Below are 25,496 nucleotides of genomic sequence, written 5' to 3' on the forward strand. Positions count from 1 at the left end.
AGCGAGCGGGGTTTGGCCGGGTGCTACTCTAGTCCTATATAGTTTAGTGCGGGCGTGCACTATGCTCCTATATAGTATTTACCCGAAGAAACGGGCCGGCACGTCCGGCGGCCGGGCATCCCGTCGATGCGCGGCAGGTGTCCGATGCGTACGGCGGGCGCCTGTCCCGGCGGGGACAGGCGCGCCCTGCCGCGGATGTCAGTGCCCGTGCGGGACAGACACCCGCGTATCGGGATGGGGACGGGCCCTGCAAAGGGCTGGCATTGCCGGGGGAGAAGAGGCGTGTCCGGCCGGGGCGCGGGGCGCGGACGACGCTGTGGTCGTCCGCGCCGGGAGGCTATCGGCCCTGGAAGCGCGGCTTGCGCTTTTCCACGAAGGCGCGCGCGCCTTCCAGCCTGTCTGCGCTGTTGTAGGGGTCGGGGCCGACCGACAGCCGCAGGGCCGCGGTGGTGGGCAGGCCGATGCTCTTGAAGGCCACGGCCTTCATGCGCTGCACCGACAGCGGGGCGTTGTCGGCGATGCGGCGCGCCAGGCAGGCGGTCCGCGCCATCAGCTCGGCGGGCTCGAACACGTGGTTGACCAGCCCCAGCCGGTGCGCCAGCGCCATGTCGATCAGGTCGCCGGTGTAGAGCAGCTCCAGCGCCACGCCGCGCGGGATCAGCTGGGGCAGCACCACGCTGCCGAAATTGGCGCCCATGCCGACCCGGGCTTCCGGCAGGCCGATGCGCGCGGTGGATGCGGCCACGCGGATGTCGCAGGCCAGGGCCAGCTCGCACCCGCCGCCGGCGGCCACGCCATTGATGGCCGCGATGGTGGGGGTGGCCATTTCCAGCACGACCTCGTTGAGGTTGCGCGCCGGGCCGCCCATGGGGTGGGTCATGCGGCCGGCCGCGTCCAGCTCTTTCAGGTCCACGCCGGCCGAGAAGGCGCGCTCGCCCGCGCCGGTATAGACCACCACCTTGACGCCGGGGTCCTGGTCCAGCTCGAGCGAGACCTCGACCAGCCGCGCGAAGGTGGCGCGGGCCAGCGCGTTCATGCGCCGCGGCCGGTTGATGGTGACCCAGGCCACCTGGTCGGCCACGCGCACATCGATTTCGTCCGCCTGCTCCATGTCAGTTGGCCGGCTGCATGTTGGCGCGGCGCATGACGTCGAGCCAGGTCTTGCGCTCGCTCTCGGCGAACGCGGCGAACTGCGCGGCGGTCAGCGTGCTGGGGGTGACGCTGAGCGCGGCCATGCGTTTCTTCGCCTCCGGGCGCGCCGAGGCTTCGCGCATGGCCTGGTTGATGGCGTCCGCGACCTCGGGGCTGGTGTCCTTGGGCGCCCACACGGCGTACCACGCGGTCACGTCGAAGCCGGGCATGCCCATCTCGGCGATGCTGGGCACGTCGGGCAGTTCCGGCATGCGCTCCTTGGTCGAGACGGCCAGCGCCCGCAGCTTGCCGGCGCGGATCTGCGACATCACGCTGGCCGCGGTGGAATACAGCAGGTCCACGTGGCCGCCCATGACGTTGGTCAGCGCGGGCGCGGTGCCGCTGAACGGGACGTGGGTCATGTTCAGCTTGCCCTGCACGGCGACGCGCTCGCCGGTCAGGTGCGGCAGCGAGCCCTGGGCGCCGGAGGCGAAGGTGAGGTTGCGCGTCCTGGCGGCGTCGAGCACGTCCTTGAAGGTCTTGTACGGCGAGTTCTCGCCCGTCACCACGATGATGGGCGCCGACCCCAGCACGCCGACCGGGCGGAAATCCTCCATGGGCCGGAACGGCAGGTTCTTGAACATGCCTTCGTACATGACGTGCTGGGACGTGTTGGCCAGCAGCGTATAGCCGTCGCCCTTGCTGGTGGCCACGAAGCGCGCGCCGATGGTGCCGGCGGCGCCGGGCTTTTGCTCGACCACGATGGGCTGGCCCAGGATGGCCGCCACGTCGTCGATGATGAGGCGGGCGAAGGTTTCCGTGGTGCCGCCGGCCTGGTAGGGCGAGACCAGCGTGATCGGCCGGCTCGGGTACTTGTCCTGCGCGTGGGCGGCGGGAGCGGCAGCCAGCATGGCGGCCACGCCCATCAGGGCGATGCGTGTGAACATGTTTGTCTCCTCTGGTCTTGTGGGCGCCGCGGCCGGCGAGTGGCCGCGGGCGCTATTGCTGCGGTTGCATGACGATCCTGCCGATCGCTTCGCGGGAGGCGATCATGCGCAGTGCGGCGCGGAACTGCGCCAGGGGCATGACCGCGTGCGCGCGCGGCCGGATCCTGCCCTGGCGGGTCCATTCGAAGAGCTGGGCGTAGGCGGCCCGCATCCGGGCGTCGTTGCCGGGCTTGACCGGGTGGCGTCCCCAGCCGAAGTAATAGCCCCAATACACGCCCAGGATGCTGATGTTCTTCACCAGCACGATGTTGGCCGGCACGGTCGGGATGGCGCCGCTGGCGAACCCCATCGGGATGATGCGTCCGTCCGGCGCGATGCACCGCAGCGAGGCGTCGAAGGTCTCGCCGCCGACCGGGTCGTAGATGACGTCGGCGCCGCGCTGTCCCGTCAGGCGCAGCACTTCGGCGCGCCAGTCCTGCGTGCGGTAGTTGATGGCATGGTCGGCGCCATGCTCGCGCACGATGGCCTGCTTGGCGTCCGAGCCCACCGTGGCGATGACGGTGGCGCCCAGCGCCTTGGCCACTTCCACCGCGGCCAGCCCGCTGCCGCCGGCCGCGCCATGCACCAGCACGACCTCGCCGGGTTCCACCCGGGCGCGCCATTGCAGGGCGCCATAGGCGGTGCCGTAGATGGTGGGGAACTGGGCGCCGGTTTCGAACGGCACGTCGGCGGGCAGATCGAACACCGTGGCTTCGGGGGCCACCACTTCCTGGGCGTAGCCGCCGGATTGCACGCCGGCGATCACCCGGTCGCCGACGCGAAAGCGCGTGGCGCCCGCGCCGAGCTCGGTGACCACCCCGGCGACTTCGGTGCCCGGTATCAGGGGCAGCGGCGCGCGGTTCTGGTGCTTGCCCTCCATCACCAGCAGGCTGGCGAAGCTGGCGCTGCACGCCCGCACCTGGATGCGCACCGCGCCCGGCGCGAGCGCCGGCGCCGGCACTTCCTCGTATGCGGCGATGTCCGGACCGCCGTACTCCCTGCACACGACTGCCTTCATGATTCGTATCCTCTTGCCGCGCCGCTGGCGAACATCGCCTGCGTCTGTTCCTCGGTGAAACCGGCTTCCCGCAATATCTCCAGGCTGTGCTCGCCCAGCCGCGGCGCGGGCCGGGTCGCCGCCGGCTGGGTGGCCGACCAGGTGCTGGCGCACGCCATGCTGCGTATCGGCCCTTCCGTCGGGTGTTCCACGGTCCGGAAGAAGCCGGCCTGCGCCAGGTGGGGGTGCGCGGCAAGCGACGCCACGCTCTCGATCCGCGCCACCGGGATGTCGGCCGCTTCCAGGTGGGCCACCCAGTCGTCGGTGTCGCGCGTGGCCATGATTGCCGAGACGATGGCGTACAGGGCTTCCAGGTTGCGGGTGCGCTGGGCCATGGTGCCGAAGCGCGCGTCGTCCATGACTTCGGGCCGGCCGACGGCGCGGAAGAATTCGCGCCACTGCCTATCGGTCAGCACCATCATGCAGAGAAAGCCGTCGCGGGTCTGGAACGGCCGGCGTATGGACGCGTAGCGGTCGAATACCGGCGGTCCGATCGGCGGCTCGAAGCTGAGCCCCGCCATATGGTCGGCCAGCACCAGCGAGGCGATCGATTCGAACATCGGGACTTCGATGTGCTGGCCGGCGCCCGTCCGGGCGCGGTGGTACAGCGCGCCCAGCACCGCGTTGGCCGCCAGGATGCCGGTGACCCGGTCGGCCAGGGCGATGGGGGCGTAGCGCGCTGGATCGCCGTCGGCGCGCAGCGAGGCGATGCCCGCGGCGGCCTGGATCAGATCGTCGTAGGCCGGCTTGTCGGCATGGGTGCCCGCGCTGCCGTAGCCGACGATGTTCAGGTACACCAGCCCGGGGTTGGTGGCGGCGATATCCGCATAGGCCAGCCCCAGGCGCGCCATGGCCTTGGGGCGGGTATTGCAGACGAATACGTCGGCCGTGCCGGCCAGGCGCCTGAACGCCTCGCGCCCGGCTTCCAGCTTGAGGTCCAGCACGATGCTGCGCTTGCTGCGGTTGGTGTGCAGGAACATGGCGCCCATGCCGCGATGCCGGGCCGGGCCCAGGTCGCGGATGCTGTCGCCCTCGGGCGGCTCGATCTTGATCACCTCGGCGCCCATGTCCCCCAGGATCTGGGTGGCCACCGGGCCTGACAGCGCCGCCGTCATGTCCAGCACCCGTACGCCGCTCAACGGTCCGTCCATTCCTCTGCCTCTCTCCGGCCGCCAGGGCCGGTTTCGGCCTGGCAAAATCAACATACTACTTAGTATTCTAGTTCCGGGTATTTTTTGCAAGAGTGCGGAATGGTGCCGGCGTATTTGAAATTAATTCTTTAAAATCATATGCTTATAATCAAAATTGCTGCATCTCGATGTTCGATCTAATGGTTATCGATAGGTCGGAATGACAACGTGATACTTGGTAGTATTTTTCTTTTTCGTAATAAGGGCGGGATCGGCGCGTCCCGGTTCGGCGATAGTTTGCCGCTATACTGTGCACCCGGTCCGGACCACTCCTACCTGCAGACGCCGTGCTCCTTACCCCCGAACTCGAAAACTGGGTGGGCATCGACTATGACGACATGCCCGCCGTCCAACGCAAGCTGCTGGATGCGGCGGCCAAGGCGTTCACGACCTACGGGTTCGCCGCCACATCGATCGATGTGATCGCCAGCCAGATCGGCGCGACCAAGGGCAGCGTCTACTACCACTATCGCAGCAAGACCGACCTGTTCTTCGCGGTCCACAAGTGCGCGATGGTGATGAACCTGAAGACCCAGGTGCCGGTGGCCTTCGATGCCTCGCTGGATCCGCGCGACAAGCTGTATCGCATGGCGTACCTGCACGCCATGCTGATGATGGATTCGCTTCACTACCAGCGCGTGACGGTGCAGGGCGTGGAGCTGCACCAGTCCGTCAGCACCACGCCCATGGAGCGCGAGGCGCTGGCCGAAGTCATCGCCATGCGCGACGTCTACGAGGGCCTGTTCAGCCAGGTGGTGCGCGACGGCATGGCCAGCGGGCACTTCGCCCAGGCGGACCATTCGATTGCCGCCAAGGGCATCCTCGGCATCCTCAACTGGATTACGGTCTGGTACCGGCCGCGCGAGACCGAAAGCCCGGGCTTTCGGCAGCGCGTCGCCACGCAACTGGCCACCCAGGCCATCCAGGGCATCGCCCGCGCCGATACGCGCGGTTGAGGGCGGCGCCGCCGGCGGCCGCGCTCAGTCGGACGCCATGCCCGGCGGCAGGTTGGCCCGCACCAGCCGGCCGGCGATGGACTCGCGCATGGGGATGTCCGGCAGGGGCTCGCCCGGGCCGAACCAGCGCGCCTCGGCGATCTCGTCTTCCTGGATGCGCAGGTCGCCGCCCGCGTATTCGGCCGTGAAGGCGATCATCAGCGAATGGGGGAAAGGCCAGGACTGGCTGCCGAAATAGCGCAGGTCGCGCACGCGCAGGCCGACTTCCTCCTCCACTTCGCGGTGCACCGCCTCCTCGATGCTTTCGCCGGCCTCGACGAAGCCGGCCAGCGCCGTATAGCGGGCCGTGGCGTAGCGCGCATGGCGAGCCAGCAGGATGTGCTCGCCGCGCTTGATCAGCACCATCATGGCCGGCGAGACGCGTGGGTAGGCATGCAGCCCGCAGGCGGGGCATTGCAGGCACAGTTCGTGCCGGGCATGTTGCATGGGGGTGGCGCAGACGCCGCAGTAGCGATGGGTGCGCACCCATTCGGCGATCTGGAAGGCCCGGCCGGCCAGCGGCGCCCGTTCGCCCAGTTCGGACAGCAGCGCGCGCAGCTTGCGGAAGGCGTAGCCGGGCGGCGCGACGGTATCGCGCGCCACGTGCGTGGTGCGCAGTTGCGGGTCGTGCGTCAGCCAGATCTGTTGCATCAGCTCGAAGCGCACGCCCACCTGCGCACAGGTATCGTCGTCGGGCAGGTCCATGCCGCTTTCGCGCACCAGCAGTTCATCGCCGCGGAAGATGAAAATCACGAAACACCTCGTTCATGCAGGCCCGGGCGCTGGAGCGCGCAGCCACCGTGTGCGCTAGTTTACAGGGCTGCGCGATGGGCTCACAGGTCCAGCGTGAGGCTGGCGCCGCAGGCGCGCGAGACGCATACGCACACCGCGTCGCCGGCCTCGCGTTCGCGCGGCGACAGGTAGTGGTCGCGGTGGTCCGGCTTGCCCTCCAGCACCGGGGTCAGGCACATGCCGCATTCGCCGCGCCGGCAGTCATAAAGGGGCTCGACGCCCGCCTGCAGCAAGGCGTCGAGCATGGTCTGGCCGGCCGGCACGTTCACGGTGATGCCGGATTGGCGCAGCACCAGGTCGAAGGGCTGGTCGCCGCGCAGGGCCAGGGCGCCCTGGAACAGTTCGTAGTGCACGCTGGCGGGCGGCCAGCCCGCCGCGGCCGCGCCGTCCACGGTATCGGCAATCAGCGCGCGCGGGCCGCACACATACAGGTGGCGGCCCGGCGCCGGCGCGGCCAGGATGGCCGGTAGCGCCTCCTGTAGCGGCGCGCCGTCGTCGTGGTACAGGCGGCAGGCGGCGCCCATGGCCGCGGCCTCCTCGGCGAAGGCCATGGCCGCGCGGGCGCGGCCGGCGTAATGCAGCGTGAAAGCGGCGCCCGCGCCGCGCAGATGGCGCGCCATGCTCAGGATGGGGGTGATGCCGATGCCGCCGGCGATCAGCACGTGTTCGGCGGCGTCGGCCGCCAGCGCGAAGGCATTGACGGGCGGTTCGGCCTCGATCCGGTCGCCGACCGCCAGCCGGTGCATCCAGGCCGATCCGGCCGCGGGCTCGCGGCATTGCACGGCGATGTCATAGCTGGCGGTGGCCGAGCCGTCGCCCAGCAGCGAATACTCGCGCCGCGCGGGCGTGCCGTCGGGCAGCACGACATGCACGCTCAGGTGGGCGCCGGGGGTATAGGCGGGCAGGGCGGCGCCGTCGGGCGCGGCCAGTTCGAAGTGGCGGATTTCGGCGGTCAGCGGGGTGACGGCACGGACGACGAGTTTCATTGTTGGGCTCCTGTCGGATGGAACACGCGGTGCAGGGCGGCGGCGACGGACAGCAGGCGGCGCTCGTCGGTCGGCCGGCCGACCAGTTGCACGCCGATGGGCATGCCGTTGGGGCCGCTCAGGCCTGGGACGTTGACGCAGGGCAGGCCCAGCAGGGTCCAGACGCGGCTGAAGACCGGGTCGCCGGTGCGCGCCAGGCCGGGCGGCGCCTCGCCGGGGGCGGCCGGGGCGATCACGGCGTCCAGGTCGCGCATGGCGTGTTCGAGATGGGCGCGGCCGCGCGCGGCCAGCGCAAGCGCCTGCGCATAGGCCCGCGCGTCGCAGCCCAGGCCGGTTTCGATCAGGGCCTGCATGGCCGGGCTCAGCCGGGCGCGGGCGTCGCGCCATTCGGCGGCCAGGCTGCGCGCGGCTTCGTAGGCCATGATGGTCTGCTGGGCCTGCATCAGGCCTTGCAGCGTATCGGGCAGCACCAGCGGCGCGACCTGCGCGCCGGCCGCCGTGCACAGCGCTTGCGCCTGCGCGAAGGCCTGGGCGCCGTCGGGTTCGATGGCATGCCATTCGTGCGTGAGGCATACGCCCAGGCGCAGCGCGTCCGGCCGGGCGTCCGGTAGCGGCCGGTAGTCCTCGCCGGCCAGCGCGCAGCGCATCAGCTCCAGGTCGCCGGCTTCGCGCGCCAGCCAGCCCAGCGTATCGAGCGAGGGCGCCATGGCCTTGGCGCCGGCCAGGCTGTGCAGCCCGTGCGTGGGCTTGAGCGCGAACACCCCGCAATAGGAGGCGGGCCGGATCAGCGACCCGGCCGTCTGCGAGCCGAAGGCCAGCGGCACCATCCCGGCCGCGACGGCGGCGGCCGAGCCGCTGGACGAACCGCCGGGGGTACGCGATGGGTCGCGCGGGTTGGCGGTGGGGCCGGGCGTGAAATAGGCGAACTCGGTGGTGACCGTCTTGCCCAGCACCAGCGCGCCGGCGGCGCGCGCGCGCGCCACGCAATCGGCGTCGGTGCCGGCGATGCCATGCTCGTAGATCGGCGAGCCATAGCGGGTGGGAAACTGTTCGGTCAGGAAGATGTCCTTGACCGCGATGGGCACGCCGGCCAGCAGCCCGCGCGCGGCGTGCGCATCCAGGCGGCGCGCCTGCGCGCGGGCGGCGTCGACGTCGAGTTCGCGCCAGGCATGCACCACCGGTTCGTGGGCGCGGATCGCCGCCAGGCAGGGTTCGAGCAGTTCGGCGCTGGCGCGGCCGCCTAGGACGGCCGCGCGGGTGGCCTGCGCCGACAGGGGCGGCGTGTGATGCAGGGATGTCATGGAAGGGCTTCCTGGCTGGTGGAAAGGGAAGGTGGGCGCAGCGGCAGCAGCGCCGCGACGCGCGGCCAGTGCGGCGGCAGCGCGCGCCAGGCGCGTTGCAGCGCCGGCGCGTCGCGGGCGGGGTCCCAGCCGGCGGCGGCCAGGCTGGCCTGGCGGCGCAGCAGTTGCGCGGCGCCGATCGGCGGGCCGGCCGGGCCATCGTGCATGCCCAGCGCCAGCACGCGCGCGCGGCGCCGTGCGCACGGCAGCGAGGCGGCGGCGTAACGGCCGGCGCTGGGGTCGAAAACCAGATCGGCGCCGCCGTGCTCGCGCGCCAGCTCGGGCCACGGGTCGCTGTACAGCACGCCTTCGGCCGCGCCGGCGCGCAAGGCGGCGGCAATGCCCCCGGCGGTGCGCGCGGCGGCGATCACGCTGGCGTCGGCCTGGCGCGCCAGCACGGTGGCCAGCAGGCCCAGCGGCGTATCGGCTTCGTGCACCAGCACCTGTTGTCCGGCCCGCAGGCCGCCGATCTCCACCAGGGCGATCCATGCGCCGGGCCACAGCACGGACAGCAGCAAGGCGGATTGCTCGTCCAGCCCGTCGACCACGGACCAGGCCTGGCCGGGGTCGATCTCGATCTCGGCGCCGGGCGCGGCTGCCTGCGTGGCCAACGCCGCGACGCGCGCGCCCGGCCCGGCGCTGCCGATGAGCGCGACGCCGGGCAGCCGCAGCCCGCCGGCATCGCCCAGGCACGCCTGGACCCGCATGCGCAGGCGCCGCGCGGGGTGGCGCGGCGATGGCATCGGGGCAATACCAATAGTCATGGCCGCGCTTCCTCTATACCTTGTGCCAAACAAATTTTCCGGAACGCGCCGCACGACGGCAGCCGGAAATCCAATGGGGAAGAAACGTGGCTTCGACTGCTTCGCACACGCAGGACACGGCATTGCGGGCGCCCGATTTTTCGTTGCGGCAGTTGTCGTATTTCCTGGCGGCCGCCGAATGCGAATCCGTGCAGCAGGCCGCGCAGGCATTGCATGTATCGGCGCCCGCGGTATCGACCGCCATCGCCCATCTCGAAACCTTGCTGGGCGTACAGCTGTTTCGCCGCCGCCATGCGCGCGGGCTGATCCTCACCGAGCAGGGCAGCGCCTTCGCGGTGCAGTGCCGGGGCATCCTCCAGGAAGCCTGGGGGCTGGGCAGCCTGCAAGGGCGCGGCGAACCGCATGGGCAGGTGCGCGTGGGCTGTCTCACCACCTTCGCGCCGTTCGTCATCCCCCCCTTGCTCACGCGCGTGCAACAGCATCTGCCCGGCGTGCGCCTGGCCTGGTTCGAGGGCCACCACGAGTACCTGCTGGAAGGCTTGCGCACGGGCACGCTCGACATCGCGGTGCTGTACGACTTCGAGATCCCTTCCGGCATCAAGCTGGTGGCCTTGCGCGCCGCACCGCTGCAGGTGGTGCTGCCCGCCTCCCATCCGCTGGCGGCCAAGGAGACGCTGGCCACCAGCGACCTCAATACCGAGCCGCTGATCCTGCTCGACCTGCCGCGCACGCGCGAATACATGCTGACGGCCTTCAGCTCCAACGGCGCGATTCCGCGCATTGCCCATTCGGTGCTGTCGATCAATATGCTGCTGGGCATGGTGGCGGCCGGCCATGGCTTCTCGCTCCTGAATTTCTGTCCGCCCAATGCCCTGCCGGGCATGGGCGGCATCGTGTCGCGCGCATTCGAATCGCATGTGCGTCAACCCAATATCGTGGCGGCGTATTCGTTCCGCTATCACTATCCGCGCGCCGCCGCCGCGATCGTGGAGCACATCTCGGAGCTGGTCGACGAACTGGTCATCCAGGCCCATTGAGCCGGCGCGGCCGGCGCTCAGGGCGCCGCGGCCAGCTCGAACGCGCCCTTCCTGACCGTGAGCATGCGCACGCTTTCCGCCTTGGCGCCGAAGTGATCTTCGGGGCCGTAGGCGTAGATGGCGGTCACGCCCACGTAGCGCTCGCCTTTCTCCAATTGCGCACGCAGCGCCGCCGGGTCGCTGCCGGCCGTGCGCATGGCCTGCAGCAGCAGGTTGGCCGAGTCGTAGCCGTTGCCCGAGAAGGTGGCCGGCGGCTTGCCGTACTTCTTGGTATAGGCGGCCACGAACGATTGCAGGCCGGCCTTCTGCGCGTCATCGGACGGCAACGAGCCGGCGACGTACAGCTTGGACGACGGCAGCAGGATGTCGTTGGCGGCCTCGCCGGCCAGCCGCAGGTAGTTGAAGTCGTTGGCGGCGTGGGTAAGGTACAGCGGCGTATCGATGGCCAGCGCGCGATGGTTGCGGGTGGCGATGGCCAGCCCGGGGCCGGTGGCCCAGATCACGATGGCCTGGGCGGGGCTGCCGCGCAGCTTGGTCAGCTGCGGCGTCATGTCGGTGTCCGCGTGGCCGAAGGTCTCGGTGGCCACCACCTGCACGCCGTACCGGGCGGCCAGGCGGTTGAGCGTATCGCGGCCGTTGGTGCCGAACGCGACGTCCGAGTGCAGCATCGCCACCTTGGTGATGCGGCGCGCCTGCATGTCGCGCAGCATCACCGTCTGCACGATCTCGTCGGTCAGCGGCGCTATGAAGGTATAGCGCCGCTTTTCGGGCGGCAGCACGATGCCGCGGCTGGCGCCGTTGGCGATCATCGGCACCTTGGCGCGCTCGATCACGTCGGCCACGGCGAAGTTGGAGCCCGAGCTGACCGGGCCGATGACGGCGGACACCTTCTCCTGCGATAGCAGCCGGCGCGCGCCCGAGACGGTCTTGGTGTTGTCGCTTTCGCTGTTGACGTTGACCAGCACGATCTTGCGGCCCTGTATGCCGCCCGCGGCATTGGCCTGGTCGATGGCCAGCTGGGCCCCTTCCAGCGTGGGCTGCCCCAGCGAGGCGATGGCGCCCGAGGTTTCGAGCAGCGCGCCGATCCTGATGTCCTGGCCCAGCGCGATGTGCGCCGGGCCGGCGGCCAGCGCCGCGATCGCCATGATTTTCCACAGTTTCATTGTGATTCCCCTTGTTGGTGCTGCGCCATGAATTCGAGTGCGTGGACGAACAGGCCGGGGTCGGCCGTCCAGATGCCGCCGCCGATGCGCCCGGCCGTGCCCAGGCTGTCGAGCATGCCCAGCGCCACCACCGGCGCCTTGCCGGTGGCGGCAACGGCGCGCGCGGCCAGCCCCATGCGGGGATGGCTGCGTTCGAAGGCGGGATGGGCCGGGCCGAGCAGGGCGGCGCCCAGCGCGGCGGCCGGCTCGGGCATGTAGGCGCCCAGGGCCTGCTGCTGCGCCGGCGAATGCGCCATCGCCATGGCGCCCAGGCCCAGGGCCTCGACGACGGCGCTGTCGCCGATGGCCGGCAGCGGTTCCGCGCCGGACAGGCCGGGTTCCAGCGCGCCGCGCGGCGCGCCGCAGCGTCGGCTGAACCAGCGTCCCGGCAGCGCGGCCAGCTGGATGCCGGCTTCGCGCCCGTTGCCGCCCATCGCGGTCACCAGGCTGCTGCCGGCCATGCCTTCGGCCGCCGACAGCATGCATTTGGAGGCGGCCATCCACAGATTGAGGAAAAAGCCCGGCGCTTGCGCCAGGTAGACGGCCACCGCCGAGTCCTCGGGCGCATGGCCGAGCGCGCGCAGCCGTGCCGCCAGCGCCTGCGTGCCGGCCAGGGTGCGCCCATGGCAGTCGTCGCCCGCGGCCAGGGCCTGGTCGGCCAGCTCGATCAGGTCGATGCCGGCCTCGCAGCCGGCACGCAACTGTTCGGCGAAGGGCCCGTTGAGCCAGCGCAGGTGTTCGGCCACTTCCGCCTCCGGACGGCCCAGCCGGATCGGCCACTGGTTGCCGCCGTTGAGGGCGGCATGGCACGGCCCGGCGCGGCCGGCCGCGTCGCGCACCACCTGGACGTGCTGGCTGGGCGACAGGATGGCCGCCAGCGGCACGACGCAGCGGTGGTCCTGCGCCGGCGCCAGTCGGATGGCGCCGGTGCGCACGCCGTACAGCGCGTCGGCGCGGTCGACGGCCCAGCCTTCGTACAGCGCCGCGTTGACGATGGAGTTGAGCATCGGCCACGGTATCTCGCCGTCGCCGGGAAGGGGCGGGCCGGCGTGCAGCAACGTGCGCGCCGGGTACGCGAAAGCCTCGCACGCCGGCAGCAGCCCCGCCAGCACGGGGCGCACCGCCGTCACGGCGCGCCAGGCGGCCGCGTCGCGCGGATCGAGGGTGTCGAGGGAATTCATGCCTGTCTCCGGGTCGGGGTGTCGGCGCCTTCCCAGCCCAGGAAGGCTTCGCCGATGTCACTGCGCGCCAGCAGGCTGGCGCTGGTGTCCTGCGCCACCAGCCGGCCGTTGACCAGCACATAGCCGCGGTCGGACACCTGCAGCGCGGCGCGCGCGTTCTGTTCGATCAGCAGCACCGTCAGGCCGCGCTCGGTCAGGCGCGGCAGCGATTCGAGGATTTCGCGCGCGATCTGCGGCGCCAGGCCGAACGACGGCTCGTCCAGCATCAGCAGCTTCGGGCGGCTCATGAGCGCGCGGCCGATCGCCAGCATCTGACCCTCGCCGCCGGACAGCGTGCCGGCCTGCTGGTGCATGCGTTCGGCCAGGCGCGGGAACAGCGCGGTGATTTCCTCCATGACCTGGTTCATCGCCGCCACGGTCTCGCGCCGCGGGGCCAGCAACTGCATGACGCCGCCGCGCCGCACGCAGGCGTAGTGGCCCATCATCAGGTTCTCGCGCACCGTGAGGCTGGGAAACAGCGAGCGCCCCTCGGGGGCCAGCGCGATGCCTGCGCCGGTGCGGGCTTCGGCCGGCACGCCGGCCAGGTCGGTGCCGTTGAAGGCGATCCGGCCCGCTTGCGGGCGCAGCAGCCCGGCGACCGCCTTGAGCAGGGTCGACTTGCCGGCGCCGTTGGCGCCAATCAGCGACACGATCTCGCCCTGGCGCACCTGCAGCGATACGTCGGACAGCGCCTGCAGGGCGCCATAGCGCACCGACAGCCGGTCGATCTCCAGCACCGAGGCGGCCTGGGCATTGGCGGCCTCGGGACGCAGGCCCGGGCGGATCTCGGTATTGCCCAGGTAGGCGGCGATGACGGCGGGATCGGCGCGCACCGCCGCGGCCTCGCCCTGAGCCAGGATGCGGCCGTGGTTCAGGACCACGATGCGGTCGGCCAGCCGGCCCACGAAGGCGAGATCATGTTCGACGAAAACGACCGTGGCGCCGTTGGCGCGGATCTGCTCGATCGCGCCGGCCAGCATGTCTTTCTCGACGCTGTTCAGGCCCGCGCCGGGTTCGTCCAGATACAGCAGCCGGGCGCCCGAGGCCAGGGCGCGCGCGGCGGCCAGCAGGCGTTGCTGGCCGGCCGTCAGCTGGGCGGCCGAGGTATCGGCCAGCGCCGCCATGCCCACCGTCTTCAGGTGCGTCATGGCCTGGTCGGACAGCGTCTGCGCCGTGCCCGTCTTCCAGCCCAGGCCGGCCAGCCCGGCCAGGAAACCGCTGCCGCTGCGGCGCACGCCGGCGGCCATGACGTTCTCGCGCACCGTCAACGCGGTCAGGATCTCGGCGGCCTGGAAGGTGCGCGCCAGGCCGCGCAGGTTCACTTCATGGGCGGGCAGGCCGGTCACGTCCTCGTTCTCGAAACAGACCTTGCCCTGGCCGGGCGCGAGCGCGCCCGAGACGATGTTCAGCAAGGTCGACTTGCCGGCGCCGTTGGGGCCGATCAGGGCGAGGATTTCGCCGCGGCGGACCTGGAACGACACATCGTCCAGGGCCTGCAGCCCGCCGAACCGGATTCCCACGCGCTGGACGTCCAGCATGATTGCGGAGCTATTCATAGGACATTGGCCTTGATGACGGGCGCCTTGGCGCGGTTGGCCCGGCGGGCGAGCAGGTGGCGCAGCGGGTCGCCCAGTCTTTGCACCGGGAACAGCATGGTCAGGATCAGCAGCAGGCCGTACAGGATGACGTCCAGGTGGCCGAACGATTTCATGCCCTCGCTGACCAGCACCACGAAGAACACGCCGATCAGCGTGCGCCAGGTGCCCGTGAAGCCACTCAGGGCCACGATCAGCAGCAGCTTGATCGAGAACGCCACGTTGAACGGGTCCGGACTGATGTAGCCCATCCAGAATGTGTAGAGGCCGCCCGACAGTCCGGCCAGCGCGCCGCTGGCCATCATGATTAGCTGCTTGACGCGCGCCGGCGCGATGCCGATGGAGCCGGCCACCAGCTCGCTTTCGCCGACCACGCGCAGGGCCAGCCCGAAGGGCGAGCGGATCAGGTTGTCGGCCAGGATCAGCGCGACGATGACGGCCAGCCAGCCCAACACGAAAAAGGCCGGGTCCGAGGCAAGCTCCAGGCTGCCCACCTTGAGCACGCCCGCTACGCTGATGCCGTCGGGGCCGCCGGTGACGTCATGCCATTCGACCAGCACGGTGTGGACGATCATGCCCAGCGCCAGCGTCGCCATGGCCAGGTGGTGGCCGCGCAGCCGGAACACCAGCTTGCCCACCGCCCAGGCGGCCGCGCAGGCCAGCGCCGCGGCGAACAGCACGGCCAGCCATGGGTCCATGTCCCAGCGCTGCGAGGCGATGGCGGCGGCGTAGGCGCCTATGCCCACGAAGGCGGCGTGTCCCAGCGAGATCTGTCCGCAATGCCCGACCAGCAGCGACAGGCCGATGGCCGGCAGCGCATAGATCGCGCAGACGACGAACAGGTTGATCAGATAGGCGTTGCCGGTGGCGTAGACCGCGGCCAGCAGGGCCAGCGTGAGCAGCAGTGGAAGTTTCTTCATCGCTTCACCTTGTCGAATTCGCCGAACAGTCCGCCGGGGCGCACCAGCAGGAAGGCCAGCAGCAGGACGAACGCGATGGCGTTCTTGAACCCCGAACTGATGTAGCCGGCCGAGAAGGTTTCCAGCAGCCCCAGCAGCAGGCCGCCGGCGGCCGCGCCCACCGGGTTGCCGAAGCCGCCCATGATGCAGGCGACGAAGCCCTTGATGCCCAGCGCCGCGCCGCTGTCGTACTGCATCAGCGCGATGGGCGCGATGATGATGCCGGCGATGGCGCCGACCGCGCCCGACAGGAAGAAACCCAGGCCGCGCATCACCGACGAGGGAATGCCCATCAGCGCCGCGGCCTGCGGATTCATCGCACAGGCGCGGAAACTGCGGCCCAGGTACGTGCGGGTGAGAAAGACGTACAGCACCGCCATCAGCACCACGCTGGTGCCCAGCACCCAGAACGCCTGGGGCTGCATCGACACGCCGTACACGCTGATCGGCGTCGAGCCGGAGAAGGCGGGCAGCGACTGGGCGTCGGTGCCCCAGGTCACCACGGCGAGTCCCTGCAGTACCACGCTGATGCCTATGGTGATGATGATGCCGCGGATCGCGTGGCTGCCCACCGGGCGCAGCGCGAAGCGCTCCAGCACCACCCCCAGCGCGCCGACCAGCAGCACGCAGGCGACCACGGCCAGCGGCAGGGGAACGCCGGCCGCCAGCATCGAGGCGGTCGCCAGCGCGCCCAGCATCGAGGCCTCGCCCTGCGCGAAATTGACGATGTTGGTCACGTTGTAGACGGCGGTAAAGCCGATGGCGACCAGGCCGTAGATACAGCCCACCACCAGGCCCGAGACGAGGTACTGCAGGAACTCGGTCATCATGTGGTCCTTTTGTCGGTGCCGTCGGACGGCGTCTCCATCCACGATTCCGAGAACGCCAGGAATGCGGAGCTCTTCTTGCCGCCGTCGAAGTTGCGCGTGGTGACGCGGCCGCGCAGCGGCTTGCCGTTGAGGGTGATGCTGGCGTCGGTCGCGTCGATGAACAGGCTGTACATCTCATGGCGGCCGGTCGGCCCTTTCTCGGGCGGCATGTCCACCGCGTAGGGCTCGGTCAGTCCGTCCCAGGTCAGCACCACTTCGATGTCGCGCGAGCGCAGGATCTCCTGGTAGCGCGAGCGCGTATCGCCGGCCGAGCGCGCCTCGGTCAGCGGCAGGTAGCTGATCGCCTCGGTGCCGGCCGAGACGCGGAACGAATTGAAGCGCGCGAAGAACTCCTTCATCAGGTAGCGCGCCAGGGGCTCGTTGTCGGTGATGCAGACATTGCACGCCTGCGGCAGGGTCGCGGCGATGTCGGGCTGCTCCAGCAGCAGCACGCCGCGGCCCATGCCGTAGGGCGAATAGTTGATGTGGAAATACGTCGCCAGGCCGGTCCATGGACCGTCGTCCTGCTCCTTCAGGTAGATGCCGGGGTTGTCGCCGGTCCATGCCACTTTGCCGGGATGTACGGGTGAGCTCATCTTGGGTGTCCTGTAGTGGGTGACGAAGGGATGCGAGGGCCTGCCGCGCAGGCCTGCCCTCATTCGGAGGTTGCGGTGCTGGCCTGTTCGGCGGCGTAGGCGCGGATGCGTTCGCGCACCTGTTCGGGGCGATCGGCCTGTTCGTGGTGTTCGCCCTTGACGACGATGGCGGTGATGGCCTTGCCGATCTCGCGCACGCAGGCCGCGTCGTCGACGTCGGCGGGCGGGATGCTGACCACCGTGTCGTGGGCATAGGTGGGCGTGGCGCCGTTGGTCCGCAGCGGAGAGACGGCGGGCGCCTCGCCGTTGGCGATCTTGCGCGATTCGCGCCGCAGCAGCTGCCGCAGCATGGCCACGCCGCGGTCGCAGCGGGTGAGGTTCTCCATTGCGTGCACGGCGATCGGGCGCTGCGAAATCTGCGCGTCGTAATCGCCCGGCATGCGCTGGCGGTCGGCATAGGGCCGTTCGCCGTTCTGGCCGAAGAAATCCACCGTCTCCACGCCGCACAGGCTTTCGTCGGCCAGGCCGCGCGGATCGGCGTCCGGGTGCATGTGGCGCCAGCCTATGATGCGGCAGGTGTGGTCGTCGATCGGCGTGGTCCAGCGCGTGATCGCCACGCGGGCGAATTCCTTGGGCGTCAGCCCGTCTTCCCAGATGTGGCCGACCTGCGCCAGGTTGGGCAGCACGATGTCGTTGGAGCGCACCCACACCTTGTCTTCCCAGCGCCGCGAGGTGACATAGATCATGCCGGTGGGCGTGGGCACGAAATCCATCTCGGGCAGCTCGCCCCAGGCCTCGGCGAATTGCGTGAAGCTGATGCGCGTGTGCAGGAACACGGCATGCGCCGGGTCCATCACGTTCTCGTGGACCTGCAGCCAGTTGCACGGGTACGTAATGCAGTAGGGCACCAGGCGATCGCCAGGGATGTCGTAGGTGTCGTAGACCGGAAACTCGGGCCGGTCCGCCGGCGGACCGAAATAGCCGAAGATGATGCCCCGGTACTCGTGCAGCGGATACGCGCCGTGGCAGACGTTGAAGCGCAGTTGCGAGTCGGGCGGGTCGCCCGGGGTTTCAAGGATCTGCCCGTCCACGCCGAACAGCCAGCCGTGGTAGCAGCAGCGCAGGCCGTTTTCCTCGCAGATGCCGAACTCCAGCGATGTGCCGCGGTGGCTGCAGTGCTTTTCGAGCAGGCCGGGCTTGCCGTTGCGCGCGCGAAACAGCACCAGGTCCTCGCCGAACATGCGCACCGCCTTGGGCAGTTCGCCCAGTTCCTCGGATAGCGCCACGGGCTGCCAGAAGCGCCGCAGGTACTCGCCCATCGGCGAGCCTTTTTCGACACGGGTCAGGTCGGCGTTCTCGGCCGGCGTCTTGTCCCGTTCGTATGCGGAGTACGGTTTGACGAGTACGATTTTCTTTTCCATGTTTCGCGCCATAGGAAGGTTGCAGGAACATGGAATGCACTCTAGGAAAAAAGCGCGGCGCGCGAAAATAATTAAAACGAACCAACCAGATCCGTTTTTTTAAAGCAGCACGAAAAGGGGGATGGCGCGCCGGATATTGGTGCGCAGCAGCACCGTCGCGGTGCCCCGGGGATGGCCGCTGGCCGGCGCGCGCGCACGACGGCGCCGCGCTGCGGCGCCGCATCGGGCATGCGAATTCGCGTCAGCGTTGCGGGTTGCCCAGGTGCGAGGTGTCGAGCACGTCGTCTTCGGGCGTGATGACGCCGGGATCGCCGGGCTCGGCAATGGCCCGGCCGCGCCGGGGCATGCCGGCCACCTGGGGGGCTTCCTCGGGCATGGGCATGACGTCCGTGCCCTTGCGCGCGTTCACCGGGCGGTGTGGCCAGGATTGCGCGTGCGGGTCTGCGGGTTGGGAATCGCGTGCGGTCTTGGTCATGATGGCTGCTCCAGAAACAGGTGCGTCATCGAGTCATGTCGGCTGTATCGGGTGCCTGTCCCCGCGAGGACAGGCATCCGGCTCCTGCGGGGACAGGCGTCGCGAGGAGCCGAGCCGGTTCTGCATACATCCCATGTTAGGCCGGCGCGCCTGTCGGTACCCAAGCGTTTTGCAAGCGGCTGTTGCAGCTTGTGCCCCCTATAATCGGGGCGCGACGCTTCCGGTCGCCCGCCGCCCGCGCCGTGGCGGCGCTATGCCTCCCGTATCCCATTCCCATCGCCTTGACCGACGCACTCGACAGATCCGTTTCCGCCGAATTGGTAGCCGTCCTGGTGGCGGTGACGCAAGGAGAGCCGCGCGTGCTCACCACCGAGGACGCCCGCGCCCTGCCGGCCGGCCCGTTCGAGCTGGCGCACCGCTCGCTGCAGGCCGGCCTGCGCGCCTGGGTGGAGGCGCAGACGCATCACCCGCTGGGCTATGTCGAACAGCTCTACACCTTTGCCGACAGCGATCGTTCCAACGAGGCCGGGGCGCGCGTCATTTCGGTCAGCTACCTGGGCCTGACGCGCGAGGCCGGGGCCACCGGCGTGGCGCAGGTGGGTTGGCAGCACTGGTATCGCTATTTCCCGTGGGAAGACTGGCGCGCCGGTCCGCCGGCCATCGTCGCCGACGAGATCGCGCCCCGCCTGCTGGCCTGGGCCAAGGCGGGCGCCGGCGCCGCGGCCCGGGCGCAGCGCCGCCAGCGCGTCGCGCTGACCTTCGGGCTGGATGGGGCGGGCTGGAACGAGGACATGGTCCTGCAACGCTACGAACTGCTGTTCGAGGCCGGGCTGGTGCCCGAGTCGCGCCACCCGGACGCCTCGGGCCACCCGGTGGCGGGGCAGTCGATGCGGCACGACCATCGCCGCATCCTCGCCACCGGCATTGCGCGGCTGCGCGCCAAGATCAAGTACCGGCCGGTGGTGTTCGAGCTGATGCCGCCCGAATTCACGCTGCTGCAACTGCAGATGGCCGTCGAGGCCCTGGCCGGCCGCGGCCTGCACAAGCAGAACTTCCGCCGCCTGGTCGAACAGCAGGAATTGGTCGAGGAAACCGGCGACATGGCCAGCGGCGCGGCGGGGCGCCCGGCCAAGCTGTTCCGCTTCCGCCGCGACGTGCTGCTCGAGCGCGCCATCGCCGGCAGCAAACTGCCGCTGGCGCGGCAGTTCTAGGCGACGGGCGCGGCGGAAAACACTTGACAGCGCTTTATGCTCAGGAATAGCATAATTGAACACAGCCCCTGTGGCCATTTTTTTGACCCTTAAATACTCATTATGAGCATAAATATCGGGCAGGCTGCCCCTCTCGCCACCGACGCCGCGCCGACGCTACGCACGGCGCCCGCTCCCTTGCCGCTGGTCATGCTCGAGCCGCTGGTGCGCGCGGCGCTGCTGGAGGACCTGGGGCGCGCCGGCGACATCACGACCGACGCCATCGTGCCGGCGCAGGCGCGCGCGCAGACCCGCCTGGTGGCCCGGCAGGCCGGGGTGCTGGCGGGGCTGGACCTGGCGCGCCTGGCGTTTCGCCTGGTCGATCCGGAAATCGAATTCCACGCCTTGCTGCCCGACGGCGCCGAACTGCGGCCCGGCGCCGAGATCGCGCTGATCCGCGGTCCGGCGCGCGGCATGCTGACGGCCGAGCGCACGGCCCTGAATTTTCTCTGCCACCTCAGCGGCGTGGCCTCGGCCACCGCGTCCATCGTGGCGGCCATCGGCGCCGGTCATACCAAGGTGACCTGCACCCGCAAGACCATGCCGGGCCTGCGCGCGGTGCAGAAGTACGCCGTGCGCGTGGGCGGCGGCAGCAACCACCGCTACGGCCTGGACGACGCGGTGCTGATCAAGGACAACCACGTGGCGATCGCCGGCGGCATCGACGCCGCCGTGCAGCGCGCGCGGGCGGCCATCGGCCACATGGTCAAGATCGAGGTCGAGGTCGACACGCTGGAGCAACTGCGCGCCGCGCTACGGCTGGGCGTGGACGTGGTCCTGCTGGACAACATGGACCTGGACACCCTGCGCGAAGCGGTGGCGCTGGTCGACGGGCGCGCGGTCACCGAGGCATCGGGCCGCATCACGCCCGAGACCGCGCCGGCGGTGGCCGCCACCGGGGTGGACCTGATGGCGATCGGCTGGCTGACCCATAGCGCCCGGGTGCTGGATATCGGCCTGGACAGCTAGCCCCCCAGGGCCGCGGCCCTTTCCCTTTCCGTTTTCTCAACCACGGCGCCCCGCCATGCGGGGCGTTGCGACCCGTTGCACCCATGACGACCATGAAATCACGAGTCTCGATCCTGTTGGCCGGCTGCCTGCTTGGCGCCGGCGCGGCCGCCGCGCAAGCGCCGGCCTCCTATCCCGACCACGCCATCACCATTGTCGTGACCTTTCCGCCCGGCGGCGGCACCGACCTGCTGGCCCGCAAGCTGGGCGCCGCCATGCAGCAGCGGCTGGGCCAGCCGGTGGTGGTGGAAAACCGCCCCGGCGCCAGCGGCAATATCGGCGCGCGCGCCGTGGCCGAGGCGCGGCCGGACGGCTACACGCTGCTGATGGTCAACAGCTCGTTCGCGGTCAACCCGGGCGTGTTCCGCAACCTGGATTTCTCGCCGACGCGTGACTTCACGGCGGTGATCAACGTCGCGTATGTGCCTTCCGTGATCGTGACCGCCGAGCCGGCCGGCGACGCCGGCCTGCCGCAGCGGCTGCGCCAGGCGGACGCGCAGACCCGCACGCTGGCGTTCGCTTCGTGCGGCAACGGCACGCCGCAGCATCTGGCCGGCGAAATGCTGCGCCAGGCCAGCGGCGCCTGGCTGCAGCATGTGCCGTATCGGGGCTGCGGCCCGGCGCTGACCGACGTGCTGTCGCGCCAGGTGCCGCTGGGCATCGTTACCGCGTCCAGCGCGGCGCCGTTCATCCGGGCGGGCAAATTGCGCGCGCTGGCGGTGACTTCGCCGCAGCGCTCGCCGCTGCTGCCGGACGTGCCCACGGTGGCCGAGCAGGGCGCGCCCGGCTATGAGCTGGACCAGTGGCATGGCCTGCTGGCGCCGGCCGGTACGCCGCCGGAGGTAGTCCGGCGCCTGTACGAAGCGTTGTCGGCCATCGTGGCCGAACCCGCCATGCGCCAGGAGCTCGAATCGCTGGGCTTCAACCCGGTCAGCGAAGGTCCGGAACGCTTCGAGGCGCTGGTGCAGGCCGACATCGCGCGCTTCGCCGCCCTGACGGCGCGCATGGGGCTGCGCGCCGACTGAAGGCTCAGGCCGCGGCCGGCACCTGCGCCTCGAGCTGTTGCTTGAGCTCGGCGGGCAGCTTGAGCTGGCGCGCCAGCTCGTCCAGGTAGGCGCGCTCCATGAAGCTCTGCTCGTCGGCCACCAGCAGGCTGGCCAGGTACATTTCGGCCCCCATTTCCGGGGTCCGGGCCTGCTGGGCGATGACGGCCGGGTCCAGCGGGCGGGCCAGTTCGGCCTCCAGCCAGGCGCGGTCGCCGGCGTCGCCGGACAGCTTGGCCAGTTCGGTTTCGAGCAGTTGGCGCTCTTCGGGGCCGATGTGGCCGTCGGCCTTGGCCGCGCCTATCATGGCCACCAGCACGGCGTTGCTGTGCTGCTCGGCCTGGGCGGGCGGCAGTCGGTCCAGGGTTTGCGGCGCCGGCGCGGCGGCGCCGCCGGCCTGGTTGCGCTGGTACTGGTCGTAGGCGCGATAGGCCAGCGCGCCCAGCGCCGCCATGCCGCCGTACATGGCGACCTTGCCGCCGATCTTGCGGGCCTTCTTGCTGCCCAGCAGCAGGCCCAGGGCGCCCGCGCCCAGCGCGCCGCCGCCCAGCCCGGCCAGGAACGAACCCTTGCCCTGGGTGGCCTGTTGCGCCTGCGCGCCGGCGCCTTGCATCAGGCTCTGGCCGGACTGCAACAATTGATCGAGTAATTGACGGGCGCTCAATGCGGACTCCTGTGTCTTGCGTGGAATTACCGTCTGACTGGCGGTCCGGCAAATAGTTCAGCCCGTTGTCAGCTGGCGTCCATGGTACAAAACCTGGACGCGCGGCCAGCGGGGCGGCGCCCGAACGGAGACATCCCATGACGATCCAAGTGCGCGCCAATACCCCCGGCGGGTTGCAGTACACGGCCACCGCCGAAGGCCACGAATTGCCGCTGGCCATGCCGCAGCCGCAAGGCGAGGGGCCGGACCCGCACGACTATTTCGACACCGCGCTGGGCGGCTGCAAGGCGTTGACGTTGATGGTGTACGCCCAGCGCAAGGGGCTGCCGCTGCAAGCGGTGGACGTGGATGTGGTGCGCGACGCCAGCGAAGAGCGCAAGGGCGTCTATCGCCTGACCGCCAAGCTGAAGCTGCACGGCGACCTGGACGACGCGCAGATCGACGAACTGCTCAAGGTGGCCGACAAGTGCCCCCTGCACAAACTCATGACCGCCACCGACATCCAGGTGTCGACGATCGTGGTGGAGTAGGGGGGACAGGCACCCTTGCCGCAGCGGGGACAGGCAGCGGAGGTCAGAGTTGGCCGGTGCCAGTCCCCCTGCGGGGACAGGCACCGGAGGGATCAGTTTTCCATGCCCGGCACGACGGTCGAGAAGCCGGCGTCGACGTGGGTGATTTCGCCGGTGATGCCGGCGGCGAGGTCGGACAGCATGAAGGCGGCGACGTTGCCGACGTCTTCGATGGTGACGTTGCGGCGCAGCGGGGCGTTGGCCTCGACGAACTTCAGGATCGACGCGAAGTCCTTGATGCCGCTGGCGGCCAGCGTCTTGATGGGGCCGGCCGAGATGGCGTTGGCGCGGATGCCGCGCGGGCCGAGGGCGGTGGCCAGGTAGCGCACGCTGGCTTCCAGCGAGGCCTTGGCCAGGCCCATGGTGTTGTAGTTGGCGACCACGCGCTCGGAGCCCAGGTAGCTCAGGGTCAGGACCGAACCCTTGCGGCCTTCCATCAGCGGCAGCGCCGCCTTGGCCATGGCGGGGAAGCTGTAGGCCGAGATATCGTGCGCGATACGGAAGTTCTCGCGCGACAGGCCGTCGAGGAAGTCGCCGGCGATCGCTTCGCGCGGCGCGAAGCCGATGGCGTGCACCAGGCCGTCCAGGCCGTCCCAGCGCTTGCCCAGTTCGGCGAAGGCGGCGTCGATCTGGCTGTCTTCGGCCACGTCGCAGGGCAGCACGATGTCGCTGCCGAACGAGGCGGCGAATTCGGTGATGCGCTCCTTGAAGCGCTCGCCCACGTAGGTGAACGCCAGGTCGGCGCCCTGGTCGCGGCAGGCGCGCGCGATGCCGTAGGCGATGGATCGGTTGGAAAGCACCCCGGTCATGAGGATGCGCTTGCCGGCGAGAAAGCCCATGTTGATGTCCTTTGATTGCCTTGCGGAAAGGCCGCTATTGTAGGAATTTTAGCGGCTTGGCGGACAGGCGCCGGCGCGGGGCCGGCGCGCCTTGTCAGCCGCGCGTGCCGGTGCCCGGGATGCGCAATTGCGAGCCCAGCTTCAGGTTGTTGCTCTTGAGGTTGTTCAGGGCGCGCAGCGCATCGACCGAGGTGCCGTACTTGCGCGCCAGGCCGAACAGGGTGTCGCCCGAGCTGACCTTGTGGGTGCGCACGTTGGGGCGCGCATTGGCCGCGCGCGCCGGCGCCTTGCCGCGCGGCGCGGGGGCGGTGCGCGGTTCGCCCACGTTGTCCAGCGCGCCCACCGGCGGCGACAGCGACGCCAGCTGGATATTGGCTGCGCCGTCTCCGCTGGGCACGCCCGGGATCAGCAGCGCCTGGCCGGCGGCCACCTTGCGTTTGGAGCCGATGTCGTTGCTGGCGCGCAGCTTGGCCTCGCTGATGCCGAAGCGCTTGGCGATGGCGGCGTAGCTTTCGCCGCGGCGCGTATGGTAGACCTTCCAGGAACTGAGGTCGCCCTTGTAGTTCTGCAGGTTGGCGTTGAAGCGGTCGGCCCGGTCGGCCGGCAGCAGCAGCGTGGGGGCATGCTCGCCGCGGATCAGGGGACGGTTGAACGCGGGGTTGAGGGCCTTGAATTCGTCCAGCGGCATTTCGGCCAGCTTGGCCGCCAGCTCGATGTCGATGTCGCGGTTCTTCTGCACCGCGACGAAATACGGGGTGTTCTCGACCGGCGGCAGGACCACCGCGAACTTGCGCGGGTTGGCGATGATGTTCTTGATGGCCTGCAGCTTGGGCACGTAGTTGCGGGTCTCGTCGGGCATGTTCAGCGACAGGTAGTCGGTGCCCAGGCCGGCCGCCTCGTTCTTGGCCATGGCGCGCTGCACCGAACCCTCGCCCCAGTTGTACGAGGCCAGCGCCAGGTACCAGTCGCCCTGCATCTCGAACAGCTTCTCCAGGTAGTCGAGCGCGGCGTAGGTCGAGGCGATCGGGTCGCGGCGCTCGTCGCGCCACCAGTCCTGCTTGAGGTTGAAGTGCTGGCCGGTGGTGGGAATGAACTGCCACAGGCCCGAGGCTTGCGAGCGCGACAGGGCGGTGGGGTTATAGGCGCTTTCGACGAAGGGCAGCAGCGCCAGCTCGGTGGGCAGGCCGCGGCGGTTGATTTCGTCGACGATGAAATACAGGTACTTGCCGGCCCGCTCGGCCATGCGCTGCACCGACTCGGGATGCGACGCGTAGTAGTCGGTCCACTCCTGGGCCAGGTCGGTGTTCAGGTTGGGGATGGCGAAGCCGCGGCGGATGCGGTCCCAGGCGTCGCTGGGCGGGCTGGTGAGATCGACGGTGCGGGAGGTGTCTTGGGCGATGTAGCGGTTGCTGGAGGGACCGGCGGCCTGGTTCTGTTTTGCGGTGCCGGCGCAGCCGGCAAGTACGGCGAGGAACAGGGGTAGCAGGAGGCGGAGAAATCTCATGGGC

General features: G+C 69.9%; 25 protein-coding genes. 6 read left to right on the forward strand and 19 right to left on the reverse strand.

What is annotated here, in order from left to right:
* Window positions 1–337 precede the first annotated feature (337 nt).
* Genes CAL11_RS03405 through CAL11_RS03420 form a run of 4 tightly spaced genes read right to left on the reverse strand, consistent with a single transcriptional unit; the run spans window position 338 to window position 4,325 of the window.
* A complete protein-coding gene (locus CAL11_RS03405; protein ID WP_086092155.1) occupies window positions 338–1,111 on the reverse strand; it encodes an enoyl-CoA hydratase/isomerase family protein in 774 nt (257 codons plus the stop codon).
* Window position 1,112: 1 nt separating this feature from the next.
* Entirely contained in the window at window positions 1,113–2,078 is a 966-nt protein-coding gene (locus CAL11_RS03410; protein ID WP_086092156.1) for a Bug family tripartite tricarboxylate transporter substrate binding protein, read from the reverse strand.
* Window positions 2,079–2,130: 52 nt separating this feature from the next.
* Window positions 2,131–3,135: an NADPH:quinone oxidoreductase family protein gene (locus tag CAL11_RS03415; protein ID WP_086092157.1), complete on the reverse strand. Its 1,005-nt coding sequence runs from the start codon at window positions 3,133–3,135 to the stop codon at window positions 2,131–2,133.
* Complete coding sequence (locus tag CAL11_RS03420) at window positions 3,132–4,325, reverse strand: CaiB/BaiF CoA transferase family protein (RefSeq protein WP_086092158.1); 1,194 nt, start codon at window positions 4,323–4,325, stop codon at window positions 3,132–3,134. Before CAL11_RS03420 ends, CAL11_RS03415 begins: the two co-directional genes overlap by 4 nt.
* Window positions 4,326–4,651: 326 nt before the next feature.
* Here CAL11_RS03420 and CAL11_RS03425 point away from each other — a divergent pair, with 326 nt between their 5' ends.
* Window positions 4,652–5,320, forward strand: coding sequence for a TetR/AcrR family transcriptional regulator (locus CAL11_RS03425; RefSeq protein WP_086092159.1), 669 nt, complete (start codon window positions 4,652–4,654; stop codon window positions 5,318–5,320).
* 24 nt (window positions 5,321–5,344) lie between these two features.
* On the opposite strand, the gene nudC is transcribed toward CAL11_RS03425, so the two are convergent.
* The 4 genes from nudC to CAL11_RS03445 form a co-directional block, all read right to left on the reverse strand.
* Window positions 5,345–6,112: an NAD(+) diphosphatase gene (nudC, locus tag CAL11_RS03430; protein ID WP_167382445.1), complete on the reverse strand. Its 768-nt coding sequence runs from the start codon at window positions 6,110–6,112 to the stop codon at window positions 5,345–5,347.
* A gap of 80 nt (window positions 6,113–6,192) precedes the next feature.
* A complete protein-coding gene (locus CAL11_RS03435) occupies window positions 6,193–7,137 on the reverse strand; it encodes a PDR/VanB family oxidoreductase (protein ID WP_086092160.1) in 945 nt (314 codons plus the stop codon).
* Window positions 7,134–8,438, reverse strand: coding sequence for an amidase (locus CAL11_RS03440; RefSeq protein ID WP_086092161.1), 1,305 nt, complete (start codon window positions 8,436–8,438; stop codon window positions 7,134–7,136). Before CAL11_RS03440 ends, CAL11_RS03435 begins: the two co-directional genes overlap by 4 nt.
* The gene (locus tag CAL11_RS03445) at window positions 8,435–9,241 is read right to left on the reverse strand and encodes a zinc-binding dehydrogenase (protein WP_086092162.1); all 807 of its coding nucleotides are present in this window, start codon (window positions 9,239–9,241) and stop codon (window positions 8,435–8,437) included. The genes CAL11_RS03440 and CAL11_RS03445 overlap by 4 nt, the downstream gene beginning before the upstream one ends.
* 122 nt (window positions 9,242–9,363) lie before the next feature.
* Here CAL11_RS03445 and CAL11_RS03450 point away from each other — a divergent pair, with 122 nt between their 5' ends.
* Window positions 9,364–10,278 carry a LysR family transcriptional regulator gene (locus CAL11_RS03450; RefSeq protein WP_086092163.1) on the forward strand — a complete coding sequence of 305 codons (915 nt, stop codon included), beginning with the start codon at window positions 9,364–9,366 and terminating at the stop codon, window positions 10,276–10,278.
* Between the two features lie 17 nt (window positions 10,279–10,295).
* On the opposite strand, the gene CAL11_RS03455 is transcribed toward CAL11_RS03450, so the two are convergent.
* The 8 genes from CAL11_RS03455 to CAL11_RS03490 form a co-directional block, all read right to left on the reverse strand.
* Window positions 10,296–11,441 carry an ABC transporter substrate-binding protein gene (locus CAL11_RS03455; protein WP_086092164.1) on the reverse strand — a complete coding sequence of 382 codons (1,146 nt, stop codon included), beginning with the start codon at window positions 11,439–11,441 and terminating at the stop codon, window positions 10,296–10,298.
* Window positions 11,438–12,661: a DUF1116 domain-containing protein gene (locus tag CAL11_RS03460; protein ID WP_086092165.1), complete on the reverse strand. Its 1,224-nt coding sequence runs from the start codon at window positions 12,659–12,661 to the stop codon at window positions 11,438–11,440. Before CAL11_RS03460 ends, CAL11_RS03455 begins: the two co-directional genes overlap by 4 nt.
* Window positions 12,658–14,256, reverse strand: a complete 1,599-nt coding sequence (locus tag CAL11_RS03465; protein ID WP_086092166.1) for an ATP-binding cassette domain-containing protein — start codon at window positions 14,254–14,256, stop codon at window positions 12,658–12,660. The genes CAL11_RS03460 and CAL11_RS03465 overlap by 4 nt, the downstream gene beginning before the upstream one ends.
* On the reverse strand, window positions 14,253–15,215 hold the full coding sequence (locus tag CAL11_RS03470) for a branched-chain amino acid ABC transporter permease (protein WP_086092167.1): 963 nt from the start codon (window positions 15,213–15,215) through the stop codon (window positions 14,253–14,255). The genes CAL11_RS03465 and CAL11_RS03470 overlap by 4 nt, the downstream gene beginning before the upstream one ends.
* Window positions 15,212–16,081, reverse strand: coding sequence for a branched-chain amino acid ABC transporter permease (locus CAL11_RS03475; RefSeq protein ID WP_080699816.1), 870 nt, complete (start codon window positions 16,079–16,081; stop codon window positions 15,212–15,214). The genes CAL11_RS03470 and CAL11_RS03475 overlap by 4 nt, the downstream gene beginning before the upstream one ends.
* Window positions 16,081–16,719 carry a hypothetical protein gene (locus CAL11_RS03480; RefSeq protein ID WP_003814756.1) on the reverse strand — a complete coding sequence of 213 codons (639 nt, stop codon included), beginning with the start codon at window positions 16,717–16,719 and terminating at the stop codon, window positions 16,081–16,083. The genes CAL11_RS03475 and CAL11_RS03480 overlap by 1 nt, the downstream gene beginning before the upstream one ends.
* A gap of 59 nt (window positions 16,720–16,778) precedes the next feature.
* Window positions 16,779–18,140, reverse strand: a complete 1,362-nt coding sequence (locus tag CAL11_RS03485; protein ID WP_086092168.1) for an aromatic ring-hydroxylating dioxygenase subunit alpha — start codon at window positions 18,138–18,140, stop codon at window positions 16,779–16,781.
* A gap of 241 nt (window positions 18,141–18,381) precedes the next feature.
* Window positions 18,382–18,615, reverse strand: coding sequence for a hypothetical protein (locus CAL11_RS03490; RefSeq protein WP_033464037.1), 234 nt, complete (start codon window positions 18,613–18,615; stop codon window positions 18,382–18,384).
* A 242-nt stretch (window positions 18,616–18,857) separates the two neighbouring features.
* On the opposite strand from CAL11_RS03490, the gene CAL11_RS03495 reads away from it, so the two are divergent.
* From CAL11_RS03495 to CAL11_RS03505, 3 genes are all read left to right on the forward strand, one after another.
* The gene (locus CAL11_RS03495; RefSeq protein WP_086092169.1) at window positions 18,858–19,826 is read left to right on the forward strand and encodes an NUDIX hydrolase; all 969 of its coding nucleotides are present in this window, start codon (window positions 18,858–18,860) and stop codon (window positions 19,824–19,826) included.
* 102 nt (window positions 19,827–19,928) lie between these two features.
* Window positions 19,929–20,834: a carboxylating nicotinate-nucleotide diphosphorylase gene (gene nadC / locus CAL11_RS03500; protein WP_086092170.1), complete on the forward strand. Its 906-nt coding sequence runs from the start codon at window positions 19,929–19,931 to the stop codon at window positions 20,832–20,834.
* Between the two features lie 92 nt (window positions 20,835–20,926).
* Complete coding sequence (locus tag CAL11_RS03505; protein WP_167382446.1) at window positions 20,927–21,898, forward strand: tripartite tricarboxylate transporter substrate binding protein; 972 nt, start codon at window positions 20,927–20,929, stop codon at window positions 21,896–21,898.
* 4 nt (window positions 21,899–21,902) lie between these two features.
* Here CAL11_RS03505 and CAL11_RS03510 read toward each other — a convergent pair whose 3' ends face one another.
* A complete protein-coding gene (locus CAL11_RS03510) occupies window positions 21,903–22,580 on the reverse strand; it encodes a tellurite resistance TerB family protein (protein ID WP_086092172.1) in 678 nt (225 codons plus the stop codon).
* Window positions 22,581–22,717: 137 nt separating this feature from the next.
* Here CAL11_RS03510 and CAL11_RS03515 point away from each other — a divergent pair, with 137 nt between their 5' ends.
* On the forward strand, window positions 22,718–23,110 hold the full coding sequence (locus CAL11_RS03515) for an OsmC family protein (protein ID WP_033464023.1): 393 nt from the start codon (window positions 22,718–22,720) through the stop codon (window positions 23,108–23,110).
* 92 nt (window positions 23,111–23,202) lie between these two features.
* On the opposite strand, the gene fabI is transcribed toward CAL11_RS03515, so the two are convergent.
* The gene (gene fabI, locus CAL11_RS03520; RefSeq protein ID WP_086092173.1) at window positions 23,203–23,988 is read right to left on the reverse strand and encodes an enoyl-ACP reductase FabI; all 786 of its coding nucleotides are present in this window, start codon (window positions 23,986–23,988) and stop codon (window positions 23,203–23,205) included.
* A gap of 94 nt (window positions 23,989–24,082) precedes the next feature.
* On the reverse strand, window positions 24,083–25,492 hold the full coding sequence (locus tag CAL11_RS03525) for a transglycosylase SLT domain-containing protein (RefSeq protein ID WP_033454680.1): 1,410 nt from the start codon (window positions 25,490–25,492) through the stop codon (window positions 24,083–24,085).
* Between the last annotated feature and the right edge of the window lie 4 nt (window positions 25,493–25,496).

The organism is Bordetella genomosp. 6 (assembly GCF_002119705.1).
Classification (GTDB): Bacteria; Pseudomonadota; Gammaproteobacteria; order Burkholderiales; family Burkholderiaceae_B; genus Bordetella; species Bordetella bronchiseptica_F.

Coding starts and splice junctions, on each gene's coding strand:
- fabI (WP_086092173.1), bottom strand. CDS start 23,988: ATGGGCTTTCTCGCCGGCAAGCGCATCCTCATGACCGGGGTGCTTTCC.
- CAL11_RS03480 (WP_003814756.1), bottom strand. CDS start 16,719: ATGAGCTCACCCGTACATCCCGGCAAAGTGGCATGGACCGGCGACAAC.
- CAL11_RS03490 (WP_033464037.1), bottom strand. CDS start 18,615: ATGACCAAGACCGCACGCGATTCCCAACCCGCAGACCCGCACGCGCAA.
- CAL11_RS03420 (WP_086092158.1), bottom strand. CDS start 4,325: ATGGACGGACCGTTGAGCGGCGTACGGGTGCTGGACATGACGGCGGCG.
- CAL11_RS03445 (WP_086092162.1), bottom strand. CDS start 9,241: ATGACTATTGGTATTGCCCCGATGCCATCGCCGCGCCACCCCGCGCGG.
- CAL11_RS03440 (WP_086092161.1), bottom strand. CDS start 8,438: ATGACATCCCTGCATCACACGCCGCCCCTGTCGGCGCAGGCCACCCGC.
- CAL11_RS03435 (WP_086092160.1), bottom strand. CDS start 7,137: ATGAAACTCGTCGTCCGTGCCGTCACCCCGCTGACCGCCGAAATCCGC.
- CAL11_RS03475 (WP_080699816.1), bottom strand. CDS start 16,081: ATGACCGAGTTCCTGCAGTACCTCGTCTCGGGCCTGGTGGTGGGCTGT.
- CAL11_RS03455 (WP_086092164.1), bottom strand. CDS start 11,441: ATGAAACTGTGGAAAATCATGGCGATCGCGGCGCTGGCCGCCGGCCCG.
- nadC (WP_086092170.1), top strand. CDS start 19,929: ATGAGCATAAATATCGGGCAGGCTGCCCCTCTCGCCACCGACGCCGCG.
- CAL11_RS03415 (WP_086092157.1), bottom strand. CDS start 3,135: ATGAAGGCAGTCGTGTGCAGGGAGTACGGCGGTCCGGACATCGCCGCA.
- CAL11_RS03470 (WP_086092167.1), bottom strand. CDS start 15,215: ATGAAGAAACTTCCACTGCTGCTCACGCTGGCCCTGCTGGCCGCGGTC.
- CAL11_RS03405 (WP_086092155.1), bottom strand. CDS start 1,111: ATGGAGCAGGCGGACGAAATCGATGTGCGCGTGGCCGACCAGGTGGCC.
- CAL11_RS03505 (WP_167382446.1), top strand. CDS start 20,927: ATGAAATCACGAGTCTCGATCCTGTTGGCCGGCTGCCTGCTTGGCGCC.
- CAL11_RS03485 (WP_086092168.1), bottom strand. CDS start 18,140: ATGGAAAAGAAAATCGTACTCGTCAAACCGTACTCCGCATACGAACGG.
- CAL11_RS03410 (WP_086092156.1), bottom strand. CDS start 2,078: ATGTTCACACGCATCGCCCTGATGGGCGTGGCCGCCATGCTGGCTGCC.
- CAL11_RS03515 (WP_033464023.1), top strand. CDS start 22,718: ATGACGATCCAAGTGCGCGCCAATACCCCCGGCGGGTTGCAGTACACG.
- CAL11_RS03525 (WP_033454680.1), bottom strand. CDS start 25,492: ATGAGATTTCTCCGCCTCCTGCTACCCCTGTTCCTCGCCGTACTTGCC.
- CAL11_RS03465 (WP_086092166.1), bottom strand. CDS start 14,256: ATGAATAGCTCCGCAATCATGCTGGACGTCCAGCGCGTGGGAATCCGG.
- CAL11_RS03460 (WP_086092165.1), bottom strand. CDS start 12,661: ATGAATTCCCTCGACACCCTCGATCCGCGCGACGCGGCCGCCTGGCGC.